The sequence below is a fragment of the Arthrobacter sp. Y81 genome, assembly GCF_002929335.1.
Classification (GTDB): domain Bacteria; phylum Actinomycetota; class Actinomycetes; order Actinomycetales; family Micrococcaceae; genus Arthrobacter.
On the sequence record NZ_PJIL01000021.1, the window covers coordinates 1 to 18,704 of the forward strand.

Here is an 18,704-nt window from a genome sequence, read left to right on the forward strand (position 1 = left end):
CCGCAGCGCCGCCTGCCACACAGACGACACGGGTTACACCCAAGCCGGCGCTGCGGGCCCGCCCGGCGATAATGGCCGGCCCCGGACGGGCGGAACCTGCACCCCTCACTTCATATCGTCTAGCCACTGGGCTGGGTGCGTCCCGTCGTCGGGACCCTACGCCAGTTCACATGCTTGTTACGCAAGTGACAGAGCGCAACGTATGTGAGCAGTGATACATTCTGCTTGTGACAACTGGGGAACGTAAGGAGACAGCCCATGTTTGAAGGTGTCCCTGACGAGGATGCGTGGCGCAACTGCACCACGCTCGAAGGCGCTTGTGAACTGACGGCACGGTGGCTTGAGGGATCCCTCAGCTATGTGCCCGGTTATACGGCGCCGCAATATGCCGGAGAGAACGGCCCGATGAGCGAGGCCCTGGCCGCGATCAACCGGCTCGGCTTCCTCACCGATGATTCGCAGCCCGGAACGGGCATGGCGGGCGGCAACATGCAGCGCGCGTTTGTGAGCGGCCGCTGCACGGAACAGTCCGCAGCCGTCATTTCAGCGGTCCTGGTGGAAACCGACCTGGTGGTGCTGGTGTTCCCTCCGGGCGAATCCGGCAACGGGCAGATCTGCGTGGCCCTGGAGGGGTCCAGGGAATTCACGTGGCTGGGAAGTTCCGGCGGGCCCTCCTACGCCCATGAAACCTACACGGACTGGACCAACGAAACACTCGCCAAAGCGCTGGCCGAGTGCTGGGAGCTGCAGGTCTTTGATCCCGTCTGGGGCCGGAACTCCAAGCTGGTTCCCCTGCTGCAGAAGGCCCTGATCACCGCCAGGGCCTGAGGCTCCGCAGATGTTTGTGAAGGTTGGCAGCGCCCGGCAGTTCCGCGGGCGCTGCCAACCTTCACCTGTAGCCTTTCACCACTGCGTCAGGGCCGCTATTTCGGACAGCTGTGGTCGGGATTGTACGCCGCGAACATGCCATCCGGATTGTCCTTCCAGACCCAGGCGTGCCGGGCGAACGTGCCGGGGAACGGACCGTCCTCGAACTTTAGGCCTGCGATTTCCGGCCGCTCCGTTGCCGTGGAAAGGAACTCGACGGCCACCAGCTTGTACCGGCCGCGTTCGTTGGGCATGTACACGAGTACTTCGGGCTTGCGGGCCTGGGTCTTGTCGTCCAGCAGGTCCTTCTTCAGGTAGTGGAACCCCATGGCCCCGCTGCCGTCTGCCTTCTCGACGCATTCGCTGGCCTTCTCGTAGCCGTCCTCAATCGCGTTATCCAGCCACCGGTAGTCGTCAGTGACATTCCGCAGGGTCTTCACCAGCCGGCGCTGCTCGGAATTCTTCTTCCAGTCGTCACTCTTGTCCGAGCCGTTGTGCCCTGAACCTCCGCCCGAGCCCTCGTGTGCAACGGCGGCGCCCGGGGCAAGCCCCACCGCCAGAACGGCAGCGGCGACCATGGACATCATTCCTGTTTTGGTGCGAGACATCATTTTTCTTTCCAACCCTCTGAGACCCGAGATTTGTTCTTTCGGTAAGGGATGCGAAGCATGGGAACAAGTTGCCCCACCCTCGTCAGGATGCCGGCCGGCCCGATGGGCACTGCCGGTGAATGAGCCGCCCTGATGCACGAAAACATCCATCGATTTGGGCGGCGGTATAAGTATGCTCCTCCCGCCAAAAAGTGCGCTAGACGCTACGCAAAGATAAATACAGGGGTATTTCGGCCCGTGTTTTCCACGGCGGAATGGCCGTTAACAGGAGTCCGCACTGGTACTGCAAAACGAGTACTGGAATTCGCGGGAAACGAGTGGTGAAGTGCCCAAAAGACGAGTACAGACCACTCTGTCTAGAAGAGTTACCGAGCCGTAGCGTAAGTGCATGATTAAGGACATAAAGGAAGCGATCCGCCGCTTCGTGGCGAGGAACATCGTTGCAGATGATCCGTACCCCGTCCGATCCTGGCTGGACCAGCAGAACATGCCGCCGGAAACCCGGCCCAACTTCACGCCGCCCATCAAGGACGCCAACGGGTGGCAGCACTAGCCTGACCGTCACAAACGGCTTAACTGTGACCGTTGTCCGAAAAGGACGTGCCTCATACCGGAGTGCGGGTGCGGCTGAGCGACCAGAAGTTGGCGCCGTTGTGCCGTTCGTAAGTGAGGACGTCCACGGCGGCCTTTGCTATCGCGAGGCCGCGCCCGCTTTCTGCGAAGACGTCCGGCATGGCGGCCGACTCGATGTTTACGTGGGCAATGAGCCCGTCGTCCTTGAAGCGTGCGCCGAGCCGCTCCGGGTAGACCTCGAGGATGAGGTTGCAGAGTGTGCGGCCCTCATCGGAGCCGTGCCGGACGATGTTGGCCGCGATTTCGATGACCGCGATTTCGAACATCGCCCGGTCTGTCTCGGTAACATCCGGTGAAGTACTCCACATTTCGGCCAAAAGATCGTGGACCTTGTCCAGACACTCGGGGTCCGCGCAGGCGTGGAGCTCATGGATCTGGAGACGGCCCTGGTTCATTGGAAGCACTCCTCAACACTGTCGTGGGACTGCAGGATGCGGTCCAGGCCGGTCAGCTCCAGCACCATGGTGACCTGTGTCCCGGCGCGGGCGATGCGGAGGTCCCCGCCGGCCGAGCGGGCGGTTTTGAGGCCGGCGATCAGCGCTCCGAGGCCTGACGAGTCCACGAAATCCGTGCCCGCGAGATCAACGACCAAGTGGGAGCGCCCGTCCCCGTGGACAATGTGCGTCACCAGGTCCCGAAGTTTGGGGGCGGAAACCATGTTCAGGCGCCCGCTGACGCGGATCACGGCCCCTTCGGGGCCGGATAGTTCGACGTCAAATTCCACTGTTTTCAACTCCTTCCGTAGGGGTGAATCCTTTGTAGAGGGCCGCGCGGATGATCACGCTGAGGATCAGCAGGTCAAATACGACCCAGGCGATGTTGACGAGCGTTCCGGCGGGGGCGCCCAGGCCCGTGAACATCCGGACGAGCCCGGTTACTGCCGCCACAACCAGGGCTGCGATGGCGACCAGCTGGGGCCGGATCAGGGACCATGGGGGGCCTCCGTCCTGCCGGGTTTTAGGGGTGACGGCGAAGCCGAGGTCGCGCCCGAACAGGACGTTGGCGGCCGCCGTCGTGCAGGCTTTGATCCAGACAGGGAAGAGGGCCAGGCTGTACTGCTGTCCCCGCCAGGTTTTCCGGCCCCGGGCAGCGACGAAGAACAGCATCTGGTTCATCACAAGGAACGGGATAAGCCTGGCGAAGAAGTCGACGCTGAACGCATCCACGGGCATCACTCCGAAGCACAGGAATATGATGGGGGCCGCGATGTAGACGACGGCCGCGAAGCCCGAGAGGTAGCTCCACATCGTGGAGAAGTACATCAGGCGCTGCCCCAGGCTGAGACCCCGCTGGAGCAGGGGGTTTTCGCGAAGGAACACCTGCATGGTGCCCTGCGCCCAGCGCAGCCGCTGGGTCAGCATGGTGCGCAGGTCCTCGGGGGCCAGACCTTTGGCCTGGATCTCATGATGGTAAACACTCTCCCAGCCCTGGGTGTGGAGGCGCATACAGGTGGCCATGTCCTCGGTCACCGAGTTCGTGGCCATCGGCATGACAGGCAGGGCCTCCTCGGAACGGTCCACGTCCAGCGCCTGGACCATTTCGCGCACTGATTCTATGGCGCCGATGGGTGACCAGTCCCGGCGTGCGAGGCGGTCGATGACGTCGTCGCCGATGTACGCGCCGGTCCCGCCGTCTCGGGATAGTCGTGCGATCTCGTCCAGGTCTGCCAGAAGTGCAGCGACGTCGACCGTGACGATGCTTTTGGATGCGGCATCGACCTTTCGCTGGAAGTCATAGGTGACGTTCGCGACCGGCTTGTTTTCGTGCAGTTCCTTTCGTGCGCTGCGGACGGCCTGGCCGACGTCGTTCAATGCCCGGTTTACGTGGGGGCCGGTGGCGGCGTGTTCGGCGCGTGCCTTGGTGATGACCTTGTCGGCGGCCTTGAGTGTCTGCTGAACGGTGGTGCGGACGCCTTGGACGTAGCCGGTGATTCCGATCTGCATGAGGGCCTCACGTCGGATCATTGCGTTGGAGCCGCAGAAGAATGCGGCGTTCCAGCCGTCCTTGCCTTGCTGGATGGGACCGTAGAACAAGGGTGCCTGGCTTCCGAGGATGTCTTCGTCGGTGACGTTGTGAAACCATTGCGGGGTCTGGACCAGGGCGACCTTTTCGTTGTTGAAGTGGCCCAGCATGCTGTGCACGATTTCCGGTTCCGGGACCTGATCGGCGTCCAGGATGAGGAGGAATTCACCCTGTGTTGCGGCGAGGGCGTTGTTGAGGTTGCCTGCTTTCGCGTGCCGGGGGTGGTTTTCCCAGTCGGGGGAGCGGGTGATGTAGCCGATGCCGGCGTTCTCGGCTGCACGTTTCATGGCGGGCCGGGCGCCGTCGTCGAGGATCCAGGTCTTGTGCGGGTAGCTGATGCGGCTGGCGGCGAGGGCTGTGGTCATGACCAGGCTGATGGGCTCGTTGTAAGTGGTGATGAAGGCATCCACCGTGAGGTCCTCGGGCGGGGCGGGAGGGGTGTCGCGGACGCGTAGCTTCCACATGGTGACTCCGAACAGGAAGGCATCGATCAGGCTGTACGTTTCGACTATGACCAGCGGCACGCTGATCCAGGCAGCAGACCAGTTCACGGAAAACAACCACCGCCATGCCATGTAGTTCACGCCCAGGATCATGGTCACTGTGGTGAGGATCCTGACAACGAGTTGATGGTTCAAGGAGAGGAGTTCCGGGCCGCCAGGGCAGCGGCGAGGGCGTTCGCCGAGGATGTGGAGCTGTTGATTCGCCAGTCGACTTCCTTGTTGTGGTGGAACCAAACAAATGCTGTGATGTCGGACTGGGCCGCGAGGTAGGACACCAGGGCGGTGTTCCAGTCCGCCTTGGAGCCTCCGGCTTCGGCGGACGCAGTCTCCGAGATAATGATCGGCTTGCCCGGCGCGAGGTTGCGGAGTGCGGTCAGGCCGTCGCCGAACAGGGCCGAGGGCGAAGTCCAGGAGCTCCACGACACCGCGGTTCCCCAGTTGTAGCCGTCCAGGGCCACCACGTCGACGTAGCCGGCGCCGGGATAGAGCCCGGAGAGCGGCGTGGAGCCCCAGTACGGAACGTTCGGGCTCCAGACCCACTGCACGTTGGTCGCACCGGTGGCGGCGACGACGTCGTGCACGTGGCGCCACGCGGCCGCGTAGTCCCCGGCCTGGTTGCCGTTTGCGGACTCGGCCCAGGGGTACCAATTGCCGTTCATTTCGTGGGCGAACCTCAGCATGACCGGCTTGCCCCAGGATGCCAGCGCGTTGCCCCACTGCTGGATGTAGGTGTCGTAGTCGCCGGCGGTAATGCGGTCCAGGGCGTAGGCCGGCTGGTTGGCGCCGTTTCCTGTCCAGAGCCACGGCTCCCATGTGACGAGGCTGGTGGCACCGCGTGCATCCACGGCGTTAAGGTCAGCGATTGGCGCGGCCTGGCCGAAGTCCTTGTACGACATGACGATGGACGGGCTTTCGTTGACCAGTGTGCCGACGGCGTCCAGTTCGGTGGCAGCCAAGGGACCACCCGGCGTCGACACGCCGAACCGGAGCGGATCGGAGCTGATGAGCGGCGTGGCTGTTGCCGCCGTCGTTGTCCGGGCGGCCATCGTGACCGGGGCTGTGGCTGCCGCCATTGCGCCGGAGGCGCTCTCCCGGCCCGCGCTGATCGAGGCGGGGCTGTAGGTGACGGTGTAGGGGGCGGAGGCCGACGCCTTTCCTGTGTGGGCGGTGACGAGCACCGTTGCCTCAGTGCTGAGGGGGATCGTCAAGGCCGCAGTGAAGGATCCGTTGGCTTTGGTGGTGAACGGGACACTGCTCGGTCCGGCCGTCAGGGTTCCGGAGGCCTGGCGGGCGAATCCTGCACCCGTCACAGTGACGGATGATCCGCCGGGGCCGGCGGAAGCGTCCAGCGTGATCCCTGCCCGGCCCCCGGCCTCGGCGGGGACGGCGAGGCCAAACAGCACCGCCAGCGATAGAACGAGACCGGTCACGGCAAATCGAAGATAACGGCGCATACCCACAAACACTCCCCAGCAATTCGTGAAATTTCCGCCCTGCTTCAGGGTCAGTTATGCCGCACGGGGCGGCCGCAGCCAGGTGCCCGCAAGAATTTTCACTCAACGTATCCTTGGAGGCACCCGGGGCGTTGTATCCCCGTTTCCGGCACTCCCGGATGCGTGGAAAAGACATTCCCAGACAATGAGTACCAGAGGCTCCGGCGGACAAACAGAGCCACGGTGCGTCCTCGGCAAACCCTGCGCAGTTCCTGTGGCAACGCACGCGAATTCCTGCGATTGGGACAATTGTTCGTCAGGTGCACGGCCTTGGCTCGGCGCCGCGAATGTATTCATTGTTTGTCTTTGGCCGGCGAGTGTGATGGTCAGGTTGGGCTCTTGGCCGGGCACAGCCGGTCGGCGAGGATTCTCAGTTCCCGGGGGCGGAACGGCTTGACCAAATACCCTGACGCTCCCGCGGACAGACCGTCCATTTCGTCACTGATCCGGGCTCGGGCAGTGAGCATAAGAATCGGGACCGCCGTGATTCCCCTGAGGCCCTGTGCGACGTGAAGCCCGTCGATGTCGGGAAGTCCGAGGTCCAGAGTGATGAGGGCCGGATCCAGTGCGGCTGCAGCATCAAGCCCCTCCATTCCGGAACGGGCCACATGGACCTCGAAGCCGGCTTGGGACAGGATAAAAGTAACAAGATCTGCGATGTCCGCGTCATCTTCGATGACGAGGCAGATACCTCTGGACACAGGATCCTCCGATTCTTGCTAATTGTCACAGTTTAGCGCCGCCGAAAGATGGAATGCTCTAACAAACCCGGCGCTCAAACAGCGATGCTAAGGAAATGCTAAAAGGCGCAGCTGCTGCTGGCCTACGTGGGGCTGGCGGCGCCGGGCGCCGCGACCGCCGTCGTGGTGGTCATGGCGCTGCGGCGCTGAGTGCGGACCCTGAGCAAAACCGGTATCCGGTTGACAGGATTTGTCGAGCGGTTTACCGGATTGGACACGTTGTTGTCCGACCATTAGGGTAATGAGCGATCCGCTATGGGGGATCTCACAGTTCGTTGCCGGCCGTTCGCCTGAAGAGTCTTCACGTAACGGGACAGCTCGAATGCAACGACGCATCCTGGAGGTAATTCCGTGGCCCTGAGTGATTACGCCTTTGCGCTGTGCGTCCTGATGGGAACCCTTGTCATTCCGTTCACCGCTTTATACCTGTTGCTCCGCCTGAAGCGCGGCGCCGCGACGAAGCCCGTTCCTGTGAAGGTCCGCCAGTAATGCCGTACATAGACATCAACCCGCACCGCTCCGGCCCCAAATGGCCGGGGTACGTGCTGCTCGGCATTCTCCTGGTACTCACCGCCGCCGTCGTGGTTGCAGCACTGTTCCGGGGCTAACGGTCCACGGACTCCGGCCGTCTGATCAGGTAATGGAGAAGGCCGCGCTGGTGACCGTCAGCGTGCCGTAGTGTGCGACCAGGTGGTATGTGTTTTTACCGGTGATTGTGAGCCCGCTGAAGGTCGCAACGCCGCCCGTGAGGTTCTGCGGTGTTCCCCCCTTGAGGTTGCCCGCCTGCTCGACTTTGGTGATTGTAACGGGGTCGATGCTGGTGATCAGCGGATTCCTGAAGAAGTCCAGGACCTGAACGGTAACTGGCGCCATTGTCTGCCCGTTGGGTGTGCTGGCCGGTCCCTGGATGAACTCGATGGTCGTGGCTGTTGAGGCCGAAACGGTGACCGGCGTCGACGCCTGGACCAGCCCGGGCGCCGTGAGCGTGATGCTGGGCAAGCCCGCCTTGGTGTCGCCGTAGAAGAACGACGCCGACGAGGCCCCGGCCGGAATGGTCACCGAAGTGACGGTTGCGCCGCCGGCGGTTAGGGCAAAGACGTTGGTCCCGGTGGATGTGGACGTGGGGGTGACGGTGGTGCTGCCGGTGGCCACGGGATTCCCGTAGGCGTCCTGGCGCTGCACGGTGAACGGCCCGATGGTTGCGGTTGCAGAGGCGGTGCCCGAAGCGGGGCCTGTGACCACAAGCTGAGAGGCGGCCGCAGGCGAGACGGTGAACGGCGTGCTCACTGCGCCGGAGTAGCCCGGGCTGGTTGCCAGCAGGGTGTAGCCGGTGCCGGCCTTGTTGACGGACAGGCCCGTGAATGTGGCCTCGCCCCAGATGTTGGTGGTTGCCGTCAGCGTGCCGGAGAGTGTGCCTCCGCCGGGATTGTTGCCGATGCCGATGGTCACCTGGACTCCCGGGGACAGCAGCTTGATTCCGAATGCGGTCCGCAGCTCGACGGTGACGGACTGCAGGGGCGAGCCCGCCACGACACTGGCCCCCGGCTGGACGATGAAGTTGATGGTGTTGATGTTGTCGACCGTGACGTTCCCGCTGGCCAAGCTGGCTGCGGTCCACGACCGGTGGACCGCCGTAACCACGTAATGGTGCGTGCCTTCGGGCGCGGAAGCATCCGTGCACGCGGTGCCCGTGATGGGCACGGCAGGGCTGCTGCCGCAAGCCAGCATCGACGTGGCGCCGGTGATGCGGGTGACGTAGTAGCCCGTGGGTGCGGGCGTTCCCGTTGATGTAGTCCAGGCGACCGACACGTTGGAGTTGCTGGTCGCGGGGACCGTCACATTGGTGGGCGGGGCCAGGGTGGCGACTGCCGCCGTCGTGCTTCCCGTCCCTGATGCCGGCCAGTAAGCGGAAGCCGCCGTAGCGCCGAACAATGCCACAACCACCATGGCGAGGGCTGCAATTACGCTGCGGCGAAATGTGCGGGGAAACAACACCAGCCCCCGCCGGAAGCCGTGGGGGGCTTCGGGGGAGCTGGTGTTGCGCCTGCCGGACATTCGCACCTTCTCGACGTTGGCTCAGGGGGTGGTTGGGGGTGCCACGTTCACCGTTGGGGGATGAAGGTGACGGTGCTGAGGAGGAACATTAGCGCGTTACCCCTTCAGCTTGCGCTGAAGTGCAGGGGAACCGTGGCGTTCTTGCAGCCGTCCTGGTTGGTGCCGGGGATGTCGACCATCTGCAGGGTGACGGTGCCGGTGACGGTTCCGCCCGCGGCGATCTCGGTCACGTCGAAGTCCGGTACCCCAACCTCAAAGTCATCGGCCGAGCAACCCGGGACCGAGGTCCAGGCGGCGCCGGTGGTGCCTGCGACGGCGGCGGTGATGTTGGTGAGTTTCTGGACGCCGGTGCCCGGGTTCGTCACCGTGAATGTGACGATCTGAGTGGGTCCGTCCGGGGAGAGCGGATCGCCGGCCACCGAGCTGGAGATGGTGAAGTTTGCCGAGGTGCCGGCGGTGGCGGTGGTGTTGCCGGTGCCTGTTGCCGTCCAGTAGGCGAAGGCCGCGCCGCCGCCGACGGCCACCAGTGCGGCGGTGGTGATGATGATGCGCTTTTTGCGTCCAGCTACTCTGCTCATTTGAAGTTCCCCTTGAACTTGTGCGGCGTATCCGCAGACCTTCGGGGCCCTGTCCGGCTCCGTTAGAAAAAGTCTGTGGGGCCAAGCTCAAAAGGTGGCCAAGGAACGATCAAGTAGCAGCCAAGGAACGCTCAGGATTAACTCAAGGTTATTTGTGTAACTCCCGTAACGCGATTTCCGGGGCTTCAGGCCTTCTGCTTACGCTTCCGCGCGGGCCTGTTGGGGCTCCGTGAGGTGCGCGATGTGCTGTTCCAGATGCTGCCGCAGGCGCAGCTCGACCTCGCGTTCCGGGCGGGGGAGGCCGCGGACCAGTTCCTCGGCCGTCCGCAGAACCGACCGCCCGCGCTGCGTCAGCCGCACGCTCCTGATCCTGCCGTCGCCCGCGGCGCGCTCCTTGGTCAGGAGGCCCAAGTCCCTCAGCCGGTCCAGGATCTTGCCGAGGCTTTGGGCGGTGATTCCGAGCTCATCGGCAAGGTAGTTCTGGGTGGCGGGCCCCAACTCCTCCACGCAATCGAGGGCGTCGAAAGACGACTTGGAGAGGCCCAGGCCAACCAGGCATCGGTTGATCCGGCGCTCGTCCAGCCGGGCCGCCGTCGACAATAAGCGGTGTGTTGACCATCCTGCCGGTCTGTTCTGATGGGCCGAGGCCATGTCCTGGTGCCTGCCTTCCGGAGTACCGCGGCTGGGGACACGGTGGTGGTTGGTGTGAAACCTCACCTAATACTAAGCATGATTACTATTGGATCGTAAGCGCCCGGGGAATCCGGGCGTGTGTGATGCGTCAGCCGCCAGTCTCTTCTCCGGCGCTGTAGTATGTGTGCATAGACATGCACCTATGCACTTATGGAGTGGGCTGATGCTGGCAGTTCTGCGGGACACGGCGTACCGCCGGCTGTTCGCCGCGCAGATCGTGGCACTGATCGGCACCGGTCTGCTCACGGTCGCCCTGGGGCTGCTGGCCTATGACCTGGCCGGGAGCAACGCGGGCGCCGTGCTGGGCACGGCGCTGACGATCAAGATGATCGCCTACGTCGGGCTGGCCCCGGTCATCAACGCCGTGGCGGCGCACTGGCCGAAGAAGCGGGTGCTGATTGGGGCGGACCTGGTCCGCGCGGCGATGGCCCTGTGTCTACCGTTCATTACCGACGTCTGGCAGATCTATGTTGTGATCTTCCTGCTGCAGTCCGCGTCCGCGACGTTCACACCGGCCTTCCAGTCGCTGATCCCGACCATCCTGAAGGACGAGCGGGACTACATCCGTGCACTGTCCCTGTCCCGGCTGGCTTACGACATGGAGGCCATGGTCAGCCCGGCGGTTGCTGCCCTGCTGCTGACCCTGGTCAGTTACAACAACCTGTTCATCGGCACCGTAGGCGGCTTCCTTTTCTCGGCCCTCATGGTCGCCGTCACGGTGCTGCCCACGGCCAGCGCAGCTGCGGGTCCCGTGACGTCGCTGTGGCACCGGACCACGCTGGGAACCCGGATTTTCTGGCGGAACCGGCGGCTGCGGTCCCTGCTGGCGCTGAACATGGTTGTCGCGGCACCCACGGCCTTGGTGCTGGTCAACACGGTGATCTACGTTCGCGACGTCCTGCACCGGCCGAATACCGATCTTGCCCTGGCGCTCGCCTGCTTTGGCGTCGGGTCCATGATCGTGGCCTTGACGGCGCCCCGGGTACTGGACCGGTTCGGGGACCGGGCCGTGATGCTCACCGGCGCCGCTCTGATACCCGTCGCCCTGGCCGGCGCCACCGCCCTGACCGTCTTTGGCATCGGCGGTGCCGGATGGGTGCTGTTGCTGGGGCTGTGGTTCCTGCTTGGCGCCGGAAACTCCACGATCCTCACGCCGTCCTCCCGGCTGCTGCGCGACGCGTCCAATGAGGAGACGCGGCCTTATGTTTTTACCGCGCAGTTCTCGCTCTCCCACGCCTGCTACCTCCTTACCTATCCGCTGGCCGGGTGGGTCGGAGCAGCTGCCGGACTCGGCTGGGCTGCGGCCGCGCTGACGTTTATTGCGATGATAGGCAGTGCAGGTGCATTCCTGTCCTGGCCCCGGCACCCTGCCGCGGTACCCCCGAAGACAGAGAGCGAGGAGCGCAGCGATGAGCAGCCAGCCGGAGCGCCCGTCCACAGCGGACCCTGACCAGCCATCCCTGGTCCACCCGGTGGCCCCGGGCCCGGAGCTACTCGAGGCCGCCGCCGGAACACTGCGGATGCTGGCCGAACCCACCCGGCTGCACCTGCTCTGGCAGCTCTCCACTGGTCCGAAAACCGTCACGGAACTCACCGGCGTCGCCCGCGTGCCCCGGACAGTGGTCAGCCAGCATCTGGCCAAACTCCGCCTCAGCGGCCTGGTGGACACACGCAAAGACGGCCGCCACGTCATTTACTCGCTCCACGACGGGCACCTGGTGCGGCTCATCCGCGAAACCATCAACCACGCGGACCACCGGATCACCGGCGAACCGACGCACGACTAGGATGCCTACCTCTTCGAAGCGGGCGCAGTCGCGGGACAGGCAAAAGGCCGGTTCCTGGGTCAGCCCCCAAGGCTGACCTTTGAATGAACTTCAGGAGTTCATTGTGGACCCGGACGAAAACGAGGCGCTGCTCCGGCTGGGCCTTCACCGGCTCCCGGCGCGCGACTTCCCGCACCTCCGTGAGCTGGCGCCGGTTCTGGCGGATTACGACGGCGAGGCGGAGCTGGATCAGGGACTCAGCATCCTTCTGTCCGGACTCGCCGAGCGGCTGAACCCACGGGCAGGTAAGCCGGGAGATTAGCCGCGGGGATCAGGAGGCGTCGAAGTGCGTGCGGATGTCCCCGCCGGTGAGGTTGCTGAGCATCTCTTCCGCCACTACACGCAGCTTCTGGTTACGGTTGCTGGACACTTTGGTCAGGATGGCCATGGCCTCGGCCTGGGAGCAGCGGTTCTGGCCCATGATCACGCCGCACGCCAGGTCGATGGACGTCCGGCTTTCCATCGCGGCGGTCAGATCCTCCGCCAGCGACTGCGCCGTGCCCAGCCGGACTGCCAGCCGCACGGCACCGCCGGCGATATCGGCAAACTCCGAAGCCTCCTGGATGACGCCCGCCGTGAACACCCCGGCGGAAAACGCGAAGAAGTTCAGCGCAGCTGCCGAGTCCTCGCCGAGCTCCAGCGGCACCCCCAGAGTGCCCCGGCACCCCTCAGCGGCCAGGGCGTCCCGGTAGGTAGGCCAGCGGGGATCCGTTTCCATATCGCTGAGCAGCACCGGCGCCTTGATACGGAGCGCCTCGATGCAGGGGCCGTCCCCGATGAGTTGCTCGATCTGATCAAGGAGGACGGCCTTGGGAGTGCTTCCGCCCACGGTGGCTGTCCGCCGACGGCGTTTCAGGGTCACGCCGCATTCGATCCTGCTCGACGTGTCACGGCTCAGCGCCTCGGCCGCCATGATGGACAGGCGCTGCAGAAACTCGGCAACATTCTCGGTGCCAATAATGTGGTCCTGAAGTTCCAGGACGCGTTCGCGCTCGGGGGAGTTGGCCATGCCCCAATGTAAAGCGCACTCCCGTGCGGAGCAACTGTGCGCCGCGTCTCTTCAACCCCTTGTGTGGCGGACTTTCGTCCCGAAGCGCCTAGAATTGCTGATTGACCCACGCCCTAAAGAGCAGCTGCACGCTTTGCCGAACGTCCTGGGGGGACAAACATGCCCGAATCGGCCGATAAGAACGCACGAGCCTCTGCAAAAAATGCAGGGCAGTCTCAGACGCGCCGCCGCCGCGACCTCCGTCGCCCGGCCGGTGCATCTCCGGATGCCCGGACAGGAACCATGCCCGCCGCTGCAACTCCCAACACCAGCCGCACTGCTCCCACCCGGCGGAGTTCCTGGGCCGAAGCGGCCGCCGTCGCCGACGCGCAGGCCGAAGTAGAGTCCGGTCCGGAGGAAGCTCCCGCAGAGGTGCCGTCCCCGGTGCCGGCTTCAGCACCCGCTCGCCCCACGTCGCAGCCGGCCGCCTCCCGCCGGGCCGTTCCCGCGGAACCCAGCACGCCGCCGTCGAACGCTACCGCTGAAGAGACCGCCTCCGCTGTTCCCCCGCAGCGTGTGGCCTCGCGCCAGGCCGCCAAGCTGGCGGCAGCGGACGCGCCCGTGTCCGACTTCATCACCTCGCCGGGTTCCTTTGTCCGCCAGCAGAAGCCGCGCCCCCGCGGCGGCTTCCGCGGCGCCCTCTTCGCCCTGAGCGGCGGAGCCATCAACCTGGGCCCCGGCCCGCGGCAGCGTGAAGAGGACGAACTGGGCCGGCGGATCTCCCGCCAGCTGCAGGGCAGCTACAACACCGCGGTGCTGAGCCTCAAGGGCGGCATCGGCAAGACCTCCACCACCGTGGGCGTGGGCCTGACCCTCGCCGAATTCCGCGGCGACGCCCCGTGCGCCATCGACGCCAACCCGGACTCCGGCGACCTGGTGGAGCGCGCCCTGGGCGAGGGCATCTACCAGCAAGCCAGCCCGCGCACCATCACGGACCTGCTCAAGAACATCGAATCGGTCGATTCCCTCACGGCGCTGGCCCGCTACATGCACCACGCCGGCCGGCTGCACCTGATCGCGGGGGAGCAGGACCCGGAGGTGTCGGATTCGCTCACGGCAGAGGAATACCTCCGCATCCGCAAGCTCATCTCCGGCTACTATTCCGTAGCCCTGACCGACTGCGGCACCGGCGTCACGCACAACGCCATGAGCGGCATCCTGCAGTCCGCGGACAACCTGGTGATCGCCGCCGGGTACGCGGTGAGCGGTGCCAAGCGTGCCCGAAGCACCCTGCAGTGGCTCGCCGGCCACGGCTACGAGGAGCTGGCCCGCAACGCCATCGTGGTGATCACGGACAAGGACGAGGTCTCCTCCCGCGTGGACAAGGATGCCATTGAGGAACACCTTTCCGGCATCTGCCGGCAGCTGATCGCCGTCCCGCACGACCGCGGAGTGGCCGACGGCGACCTGGTAACCCTCGACGTGCTGCGCCCCGAAACCCGCCGTGCCTACAAGGAGATCGCGGCCGCGATTGTGGACGGGTACGTCTAGGCGCTTCCCCTTCCCTGGCCGCCCGCCCAACTAGGTAGCAGTTAATGTCGTTATGGGCGCGTTTCACGACGTTGACTGCTACCTACATTGGGGGAGTGGCGTCCGTCTCCAACCACTCCTGGAACGTCTGGCGTCCGACGGCGGCACCCGGCTTGGGGATGAGGTCGCCGCTGCGCATGGCTTTGCCCATGGAACCGGGGATGAATATTTTCGCGATCTGCTTCCGCTTGCGGAATTTCTGCAGGTAGGCGCGGACGAGGTCGTCCAGCTCCTCCGCGTGTGGCCCGCCGAGGTCTGCCATGCGGCCAAGCGGCCCTGCCTCTGCGGCATCCACCAGCGCCTCCGCCACCTCCCGCGCCGCCACCGGCTGGGTCCGCATCTGCGGCACAAGCACCAGCGGGCCCAATGAAGCCATGCCGACGGTCATGGGCACAAACTCGTGGAACTGGGTGGACCTCAGGAGGGTCCAGGGCACGCCGCCGTGGCGGACCGTATCCTCCTGCACCAACTTTCCCGCGTACAGCCCCGACGTCGCCGTGTCGATGCCCACAATCGAGAGGGCAAGATGGTGGCGCACTCCGGCCTTCGTCTCGGCAGCCAACAGATTCTGGGTGCTGTTCGTGAAAAAGTCCACGGCCTTCTTGGTCGACCTAGTCTGAATGCCGGAAACGTCGATGACCGTCTCCACACCCCGGAGTGCCTCGTCGAGGCCGCGGCCGGTGACCAGGTCCACGCCGTATGCACGGCTCAGGCTCACCACCTGATGCCCTCGGTCCCTGGCGATGCTGACCACGTGGTGACCGACAGTTCCGGTTCCCCCGGCAACGGCGATTTTCATAGCTTGCTTCCTTTGCTGGCAGGCAGCCAATCCCGGTATGAGAAGGAGTGCCTACTTTCTTACACGCGCGATCCTGCCGCAGCATTGAGGCCGGCCTGGACACTACCACCCAGTTCCGCGCCGGCAATAACCTGCCACCGGTCCCGCTCCGGATCGTGCTCCACCACCGCGGACACCTCCATCCGTCCGGCCTCGTCCAGGGCAAGCAGCAGGGCGTCCTCCAGGTGCCGGGCATACTCGAGCCGTTCGGTCAGCGAGCCCCGGAGCTCGCCGTCGTCGATCAGCACGTGGGCCCTGCCGTCCAGGATGACCTTCAGCGCGTAGCCCTGGTCCTCATGAAGGGACCCGCGGGTGGAAGCGATCTCGGTGACCATGCTGCCGCGGACCAGGCTGTTGTTGACCGTGCGTATCCACACTTCGCCCATGGGACCAATCCTCCTTTTGGTGAAGGGCACACGTGTAAGTACCCCACAAGGCAAACGGTAGTCCTCGCGAGGCCTTTTGTGACCCCCGAATGTGCGTCGGATTCCCCGCGGTGCCGACGGCGGAACCCGGGCCATAGGATAAATCTGATGACTTCCCCAGATGACCCGCAGCCCTTCAGCCTTCGCAGCATTGCAGTGGCGGCATTCGGGCCCACGCTGCTTTTCAGCATCGGCCAGGGAGCGATTCTTCCGGTGGTGGCGCTCTCCGCCCGGGACCTGGGTGCGTCCGTTGCCGTCGCGGCCCTCATCGTGACCCTGATCGGCCTGGGCTCCTGGTTCTTCAACCTGCCGGCGTCACTGGTCACCCTGAAGTTCGGCGAACGCTGGTCCATCGTGGGCGCCGCCGCTGCCGGAGCGCTGGCGCTCGCAGCCGCCGGGGTGTCCTACCTGATCACCGACGGACTGTGGCTGTTGGCTGTGGCGATGGCCGTCGTCGGAATGGCCGCCAGCGTGTTCGGCCTGGCGCGGCAGAAGTACCTGACCGAGGCCGTCCCTGTGGAGTTCAGGGCCCGTGCGCTCTCCACCCTGGGCGGAACGAACAGGATCGGCGTGTTCATCGGCCCGTTCGTGGGGGCTGCGGTCATGCACTTCTTCGGCATCGGAGGCGCGTACTGGGTGGGCGTGGTGGCCATGGTGGCGGCCGCGATGCTATCCGTCACCATCCCGGACCTGCAGGTGGCCGGTGACGGAAGCGGCGGCGACCCCGGCCCGCAGCCCACCCTCCGCGGCGTGGCCGTTTCCCACGCCGGCATCTTCCTGAGCCTGGGCCTTGGCATCCTGCTACTGAGCGCCCTCCGATCATCCCGGCAGGTGGTCATCCCGCTGTGGGCCGACCATCTTGGCATGGACGCCACACAGGCCTCCCTGATCTACGGCCTTTCCGGAGCCATCGACATGCTGGTGTTCTATCCGGCTGGCAAACTCATGGACCGCAAAGGCCGCCAGTGGGTAGCCATTCCCTCCACGCTCATCATGGGCATCGCCCTGGTGCTCATCCCGCTCACAGGCAGCTTCACGGGACTACTGCTCGCTGCCCTGCTGATCGGCTTCGGCAACGGCATCAGCTCCGGATTAGTCATGACACTGGGTGCCGACTTCTCCCCGGACCGCGGCCGCGGCCAGTTCCTGGGGCTCTGGCGCTTTATTGCCGACGCCGGTGCCACCGGCGGTCCGGTGCTGCTCTCCGGCGTCACCGCAGCAGTCTCACTGGGGGCGGGCGTGTGGGCCACCGGCGTGCTGGGGTTCGCCGCCGCCGTCGTCTTCGCCATCACCATTCCGCGGCTCAAACACCGGCGGAACTACTAGCTGACGCAGCAGGACGGCGTGCCGTGCTGGCGGCGGCCGCGCTTACCCGCCAGACTGCCGGTATGACGATTATCGAAAGTTTGGCGCCGTTCATCGGAAGCTGGCAGGGCCACAACTTGCTACGGATCATGCCCACGGACGACTACCAGGAATCGGTGTCGGCCGCGACCGTCACCGTGACGGCCGGGGCGTTCGTGACCATCGAGTACACGTGGCAGCACGAGGGCAAGCCGCAGAGCGGCCTGCTGCTCCTGGGCTCCGGCCCGGCGGCTGGCGAGGCGCCCGAGGAGGGCTCGGCGGCGCCCGAAGAGGAGGACGCGGCGGCAGTGTCCGACGTGGGGGACGGGGCGCCGGCGGAAGGGACCGCCGGAACCCAAGGGGCCAAAGCGGTCTGGGTTGATTCCTTCCACTCCGGGCCGGAATGGCTGACCCTCGACGGGAACATCGACGACGACGGCGTGATCCGTCTGACCGGCTGGTACCCCGCCCCGTCCGGACCCGACTGGGGCTGGCAGATCCACGTCCACCCCGGCGACGGGAACGGCGGACGGATCACCATGCACAACATGGTGCCGGGCCATGATCCGTACCAGGTGGTCGACGCAACATACCGGCGGCAGGCCTAGGAGGGACAGGCTTCCTCCTCGCCCGACCGCCGGCCAGCGCTGCGCTACGACTCGTGACGCTCTCTCACTTCCTGCACGTTTTTCTCAAACGCTCTCTCGCTATTCCAGGCATGCCGGCACGCGGTGAGAGAGCGTTGGGGTTTTTACGGCAGGAACTGAGAGAGCGTTGGGTTTTTCACGGCAGGAAGTGAGAGAGCGTTTGGGGGTCAGGCGTCGCGGTGCCGGGGCTTCGCGGCTGCGCCGTACTGCGCCAAGGGAGACAGCAGGGCGCTGCGGAGCTGCGGGGAGAGCTTGGTGGGAACATCGACTTCCGCCGCGATGGCCTGCAGCGTGCGGCTCACGTAATTCCTGGCGGCGGCGGCCAGTGTGATGTCCAGGATTTCCCGGTCGGTGAAGCCGTGGTCCCGCAGCTCGAGGGTGTCGGCATCGGTCATGGCCACGGCGTCCGTGCTGAGCCGCTCGGCATACTCCATCATGGCCACCTCCGCCGGTGTTAGTCCCGCGTTGTGGTAGTCCTTGGCGATCTGCACCAGCTCTTCCTCGGCAATGGCCCGCAGCGCCTTCAGTCCGTGGGCCAGCCGGCAGTGTGCCGAACCGAGCGACTGGGCGGCGGCCAGGGTGATCAGCTCGTAGCGCCGCACGTCCATGTTCTGGGTGATGGCGCTGATGAGCGCTTCAAACGCCACATACGCCTCCGGGTTCACCGCCAGGTCCTTCGTGTGCTTGGCGACGTAACCGTGGGACCGGAGGTCGTCGTCGTATATCTTCGCCTTCAGGCCGAACGCCTGGCTTTCGGGAGTGGTGGCGAGTATGGACATGGGGATCCTTCTTCCGGCTGGGGCCACCCGCGCTGCACGGCGGTGGAGAGCCCTGGCAGCGCCGGTGCGGAC

The 18,704-nt window shown here is 65.2% G+C and carries 21 protein-coding genes and 1 pseudogene; 9 read left to right on the plus strand and 13 right to left on the minus strand.

Annotated features, from left to right (window positions below; genetic code table 11):
* Positions 1 to 258 precede the first annotated feature (258 nt).
* A complete protein-coding gene (locus CXQ91_RS20790) occupies positions 259 to 828 on the plus strand; it encodes a DUF6919 domain-containing protein (RefSeq protein WP_104175785.1) in 570 nt (189 codons plus the stop codon).
* Between the two features lie 95 nt (positions 829 to 923).
* Here CXQ91_RS20790 and CXQ91_RS20795 read toward each other — a convergent pair whose 3' ends face one another.
* Positions 924 to 1,478 (minus strand): hypothetical protein, encoded by a 555-nt coding sequence (locus tag CXQ91_RS20795; protein WP_104175786.1) that lies wholly within the window; start codon positions 1,476 to 1,478, stop codon positions 924 to 926.
* Between the two features lie 388 nt (positions 1,479 to 1,866).
* Here CXQ91_RS20795 and CXQ91_RS24885 point away from each other — a divergent pair, with 388 nt between their 5' ends.
* Positions 1,867 to 2,031, plus strand: a complete 165-nt coding sequence (locus tag CXQ91_RS24885) for a hypothetical protein (RefSeq protein WP_181038984.1) — start codon at positions 1,867 to 1,869, stop codon at positions 2,029 to 2,031.
* 52 nt (positions 2,032 to 2,083) lie between these two features.
* Here CXQ91_RS24885 and CXQ91_RS20800 read toward each other — a convergent pair whose 3' ends face one another.
* From CXQ91_RS20800 to CXQ91_RS20820, 5 genes are all read right to left on the minus strand, one after another.
* Positions 2,084 to 2,506 (minus strand): ATP-binding protein, encoded by a 423-nt coding sequence (locus CXQ91_RS20800; protein WP_104175787.1) that lies wholly within the window; start codon positions 2,504 to 2,506, stop codon positions 2,084 to 2,086.
* Positions 2,503 to 2,835, minus strand: coding sequence for an STAS domain-containing protein (locus tag CXQ91_RS20805; RefSeq protein WP_104175788.1), 333 nt, complete (start codon positions 2,833 to 2,835; stop codon positions 2,503 to 2,505). The genes CXQ91_RS20800 and CXQ91_RS20805 overlap by 4 nt, the downstream gene beginning before the upstream one ends.
* On the minus strand, positions 2,825 to 4,729 hold the full coding sequence (locus tag CXQ91_RS20810) for a glycosyltransferase family 2 protein (protein WP_104175833.1): 1,905 nt from the start codon (positions 4,727 to 4,729) through the stop codon (positions 2,825 to 2,827). Before CXQ91_RS20810 ends, CXQ91_RS20805 begins: the two co-directional genes overlap by 11 nt.
* Positions 4,730 to 4,767: 38 nt before the next feature.
* On the minus strand, positions 4,768 to 6,090 hold the full coding sequence (locus CXQ91_RS20815) for a glycoside hydrolase family 26 protein (protein WP_104175789.1): 1,323 nt from the start codon (positions 6,088 to 6,090) through the stop codon (positions 4,768 to 4,770).
* Positions 6,091 to 6,455: 365 nt separating this feature from the next.
* Positions 6,456 to 6,830: a response regulator transcription factor gene (locus CXQ91_RS20820; protein ID WP_104175790.1), complete on the minus strand. Its 375-nt coding sequence runs from the start codon at positions 6,828 to 6,830 to the stop codon at positions 6,456 to 6,458.
* Positions 6,831 to 7,220: 390 nt separating this feature from the next.
* Between CXQ91_RS20820 and CXQ91_RS24890 the strand changes: the two genes are divergently transcribed.
* Positions 7,221 to 7,358, plus strand: a complete 138-nt coding sequence (locus tag CXQ91_RS24890; protein WP_181038985.1) for a hypothetical protein — start codon at positions 7,221 to 7,223, stop codon at positions 7,356 to 7,358.
* A gap of 144 nt (positions 7,359 to 7,502) precedes the next feature.
* Here CXQ91_RS24890 and CXQ91_RS20825 read toward each other — a convergent pair whose 3' ends face one another.
* From CXQ91_RS20825 to CXQ91_RS20835, 3 genes are all read right to left on the minus strand, one after another.
* Positions 7,503 to 8,924 (minus strand): hypothetical protein, encoded by a 1,422-nt coding sequence (locus CXQ91_RS20825; protein WP_104175791.1) that lies wholly within the window; start codon positions 8,922 to 8,924, stop codon positions 7,503 to 7,505.
* A gap of 104 nt (positions 8,925 to 9,028) precedes the next feature.
* Entirely contained in the window at positions 9,029 to 9,502 is a 474-nt protein-coding gene (locus CXQ91_RS20830) for a hypothetical protein (protein ID WP_104175792.1), read from the minus strand.
* 198 nt (positions 9,503 to 9,700) lie between these two features.
* Positions 9,701 to 10,219, minus strand: coding sequence for a MarR family winged helix-turn-helix transcriptional regulator (locus tag CXQ91_RS20835; protein WP_146072402.1), 519 nt, complete (start codon positions 10,217 to 10,219; stop codon positions 9,701 to 9,703).
* Positions 10,220 to 10,358: 139 nt separating this feature from the next.
* On the opposite strand from CXQ91_RS20835, the gene CXQ91_RS20840 reads away from it, so the two are divergent.
* The 3 genes and pseudogenes from CXQ91_RS20840 to CXQ91_RS20850 all read left to right on the plus strand — a co-directional run.
* The gene (locus CXQ91_RS20840) at positions 10,359 to 11,645 is read left to right on the plus strand and encodes an MFS transporter (RefSeq protein WP_104175794.1); all 1,287 of its coding nucleotides are present in this window, start codon (positions 10,359 to 10,361) and stop codon (positions 11,643 to 11,645) included.
* Complete coding sequence (locus CXQ91_RS20845; RefSeq protein WP_104175795.1) at positions 11,605 to 11,982, plus strand: helix-turn-helix transcriptional regulator; 378 nt, start codon at positions 11,605 to 11,607, stop codon at positions 11,980 to 11,982. The genes CXQ91_RS20840 and CXQ91_RS20845 overlap by 41 nt, the downstream gene beginning before the upstream one ends.
* A 79-nt stretch (positions 11,983 to 12,061) precedes the next feature.
* Positions 12,062 to 12,283, plus strand: a pseudogene (locus CXQ91_RS20850) (TetR/AcrR family transcriptional regulator); the annotation flags it as partial.
* 9 nt (positions 12,284 to 12,292) lie between these two features.
* On the opposite strand, the gene CXQ91_RS20855 reads toward CXQ91_RS20850, so the two are convergent.
* A complete protein-coding gene (locus tag CXQ91_RS20855) occupies positions 12,293 to 13,030 on the minus strand; it encodes a GAF and ANTAR domain-containing protein (protein ID WP_104175796.1) in 738 nt (245 codons plus the stop codon).
* 282 nt (positions 13,031 to 13,312) lie between these two features.
* On the opposite strand from CXQ91_RS20855, the gene CXQ91_RS20860 reads away from it, so the two are divergent.
* Positions 13,313 to 14,560: a MinD/ParA family protein gene (locus CXQ91_RS20860; RefSeq protein ID WP_374953689.1), complete on the plus strand. Its 1,248-nt coding sequence runs from the start codon at positions 13,313 to 13,315 to the stop codon at positions 14,558 to 14,560.
* Positions 14,561 to 14,642: 82 nt separating this feature from the next.
* Here CXQ91_RS20860 and CXQ91_RS20865 read toward each other — a convergent pair whose 3' ends face one another.
* Entirely contained in the window at positions 14,643 to 15,398 is a 756-nt protein-coding gene (locus CXQ91_RS20865; protein WP_104175798.1) for an SDR family oxidoreductase, read from the minus strand.
* A 59-nt stretch (positions 15,399 to 15,457) separates the two neighbouring features.
* The gene (locus tag CXQ91_RS20870; RefSeq protein WP_258074184.1) at positions 15,458 to 15,823 is read right to left on the minus strand and encodes a hypothetical protein; all 366 of its coding nucleotides are present in this window, start codon (positions 15,821 to 15,823) and stop codon (positions 15,458 to 15,460) included.
* Positions 15,824 to 15,970: 147 nt separating this feature from the next.
* Here CXQ91_RS20870 and CXQ91_RS20875 point away from each other — a divergent pair, with 147 nt between their 5' ends.
* Both CXQ91_RS20875 and CXQ91_RS20880 read left to right on the plus strand, forming a co-directional pair.
* On the plus strand, positions 15,971 to 17,188 hold the full coding sequence (locus tag CXQ91_RS20875) for an MFS transporter (RefSeq protein ID WP_104175799.1): 1,218 nt from the start codon (positions 15,971 to 15,973) through the stop codon (positions 17,186 to 17,188).
* Between the two features lie 62 nt (positions 17,189 to 17,250).
* Positions 17,251 to 17,814: a DUF1579 family protein gene (locus CXQ91_RS20880; RefSeq protein ID WP_104175834.1), complete on the plus strand. Its 564-nt coding sequence runs from the start codon at positions 17,251 to 17,253 to the stop codon at positions 17,812 to 17,814.
* A 206-nt stretch (positions 17,815 to 18,020) separates the two neighbouring features.
* Here the strand turns inward: CXQ91_RS20880 and CXQ91_RS20885 are convergent, their stop codons facing one another.
* Positions 18,021 to 18,632 (minus strand): carboxymuconolactone decarboxylase family protein, encoded by a 612-nt coding sequence (locus CXQ91_RS20885; RefSeq protein WP_104175800.1) that lies wholly within the window; start codon positions 18,630 to 18,632, stop codon positions 18,021 to 18,023.
* Between the last annotated feature and the right edge of the window lie 72 nt (positions 18,633 to 18,704).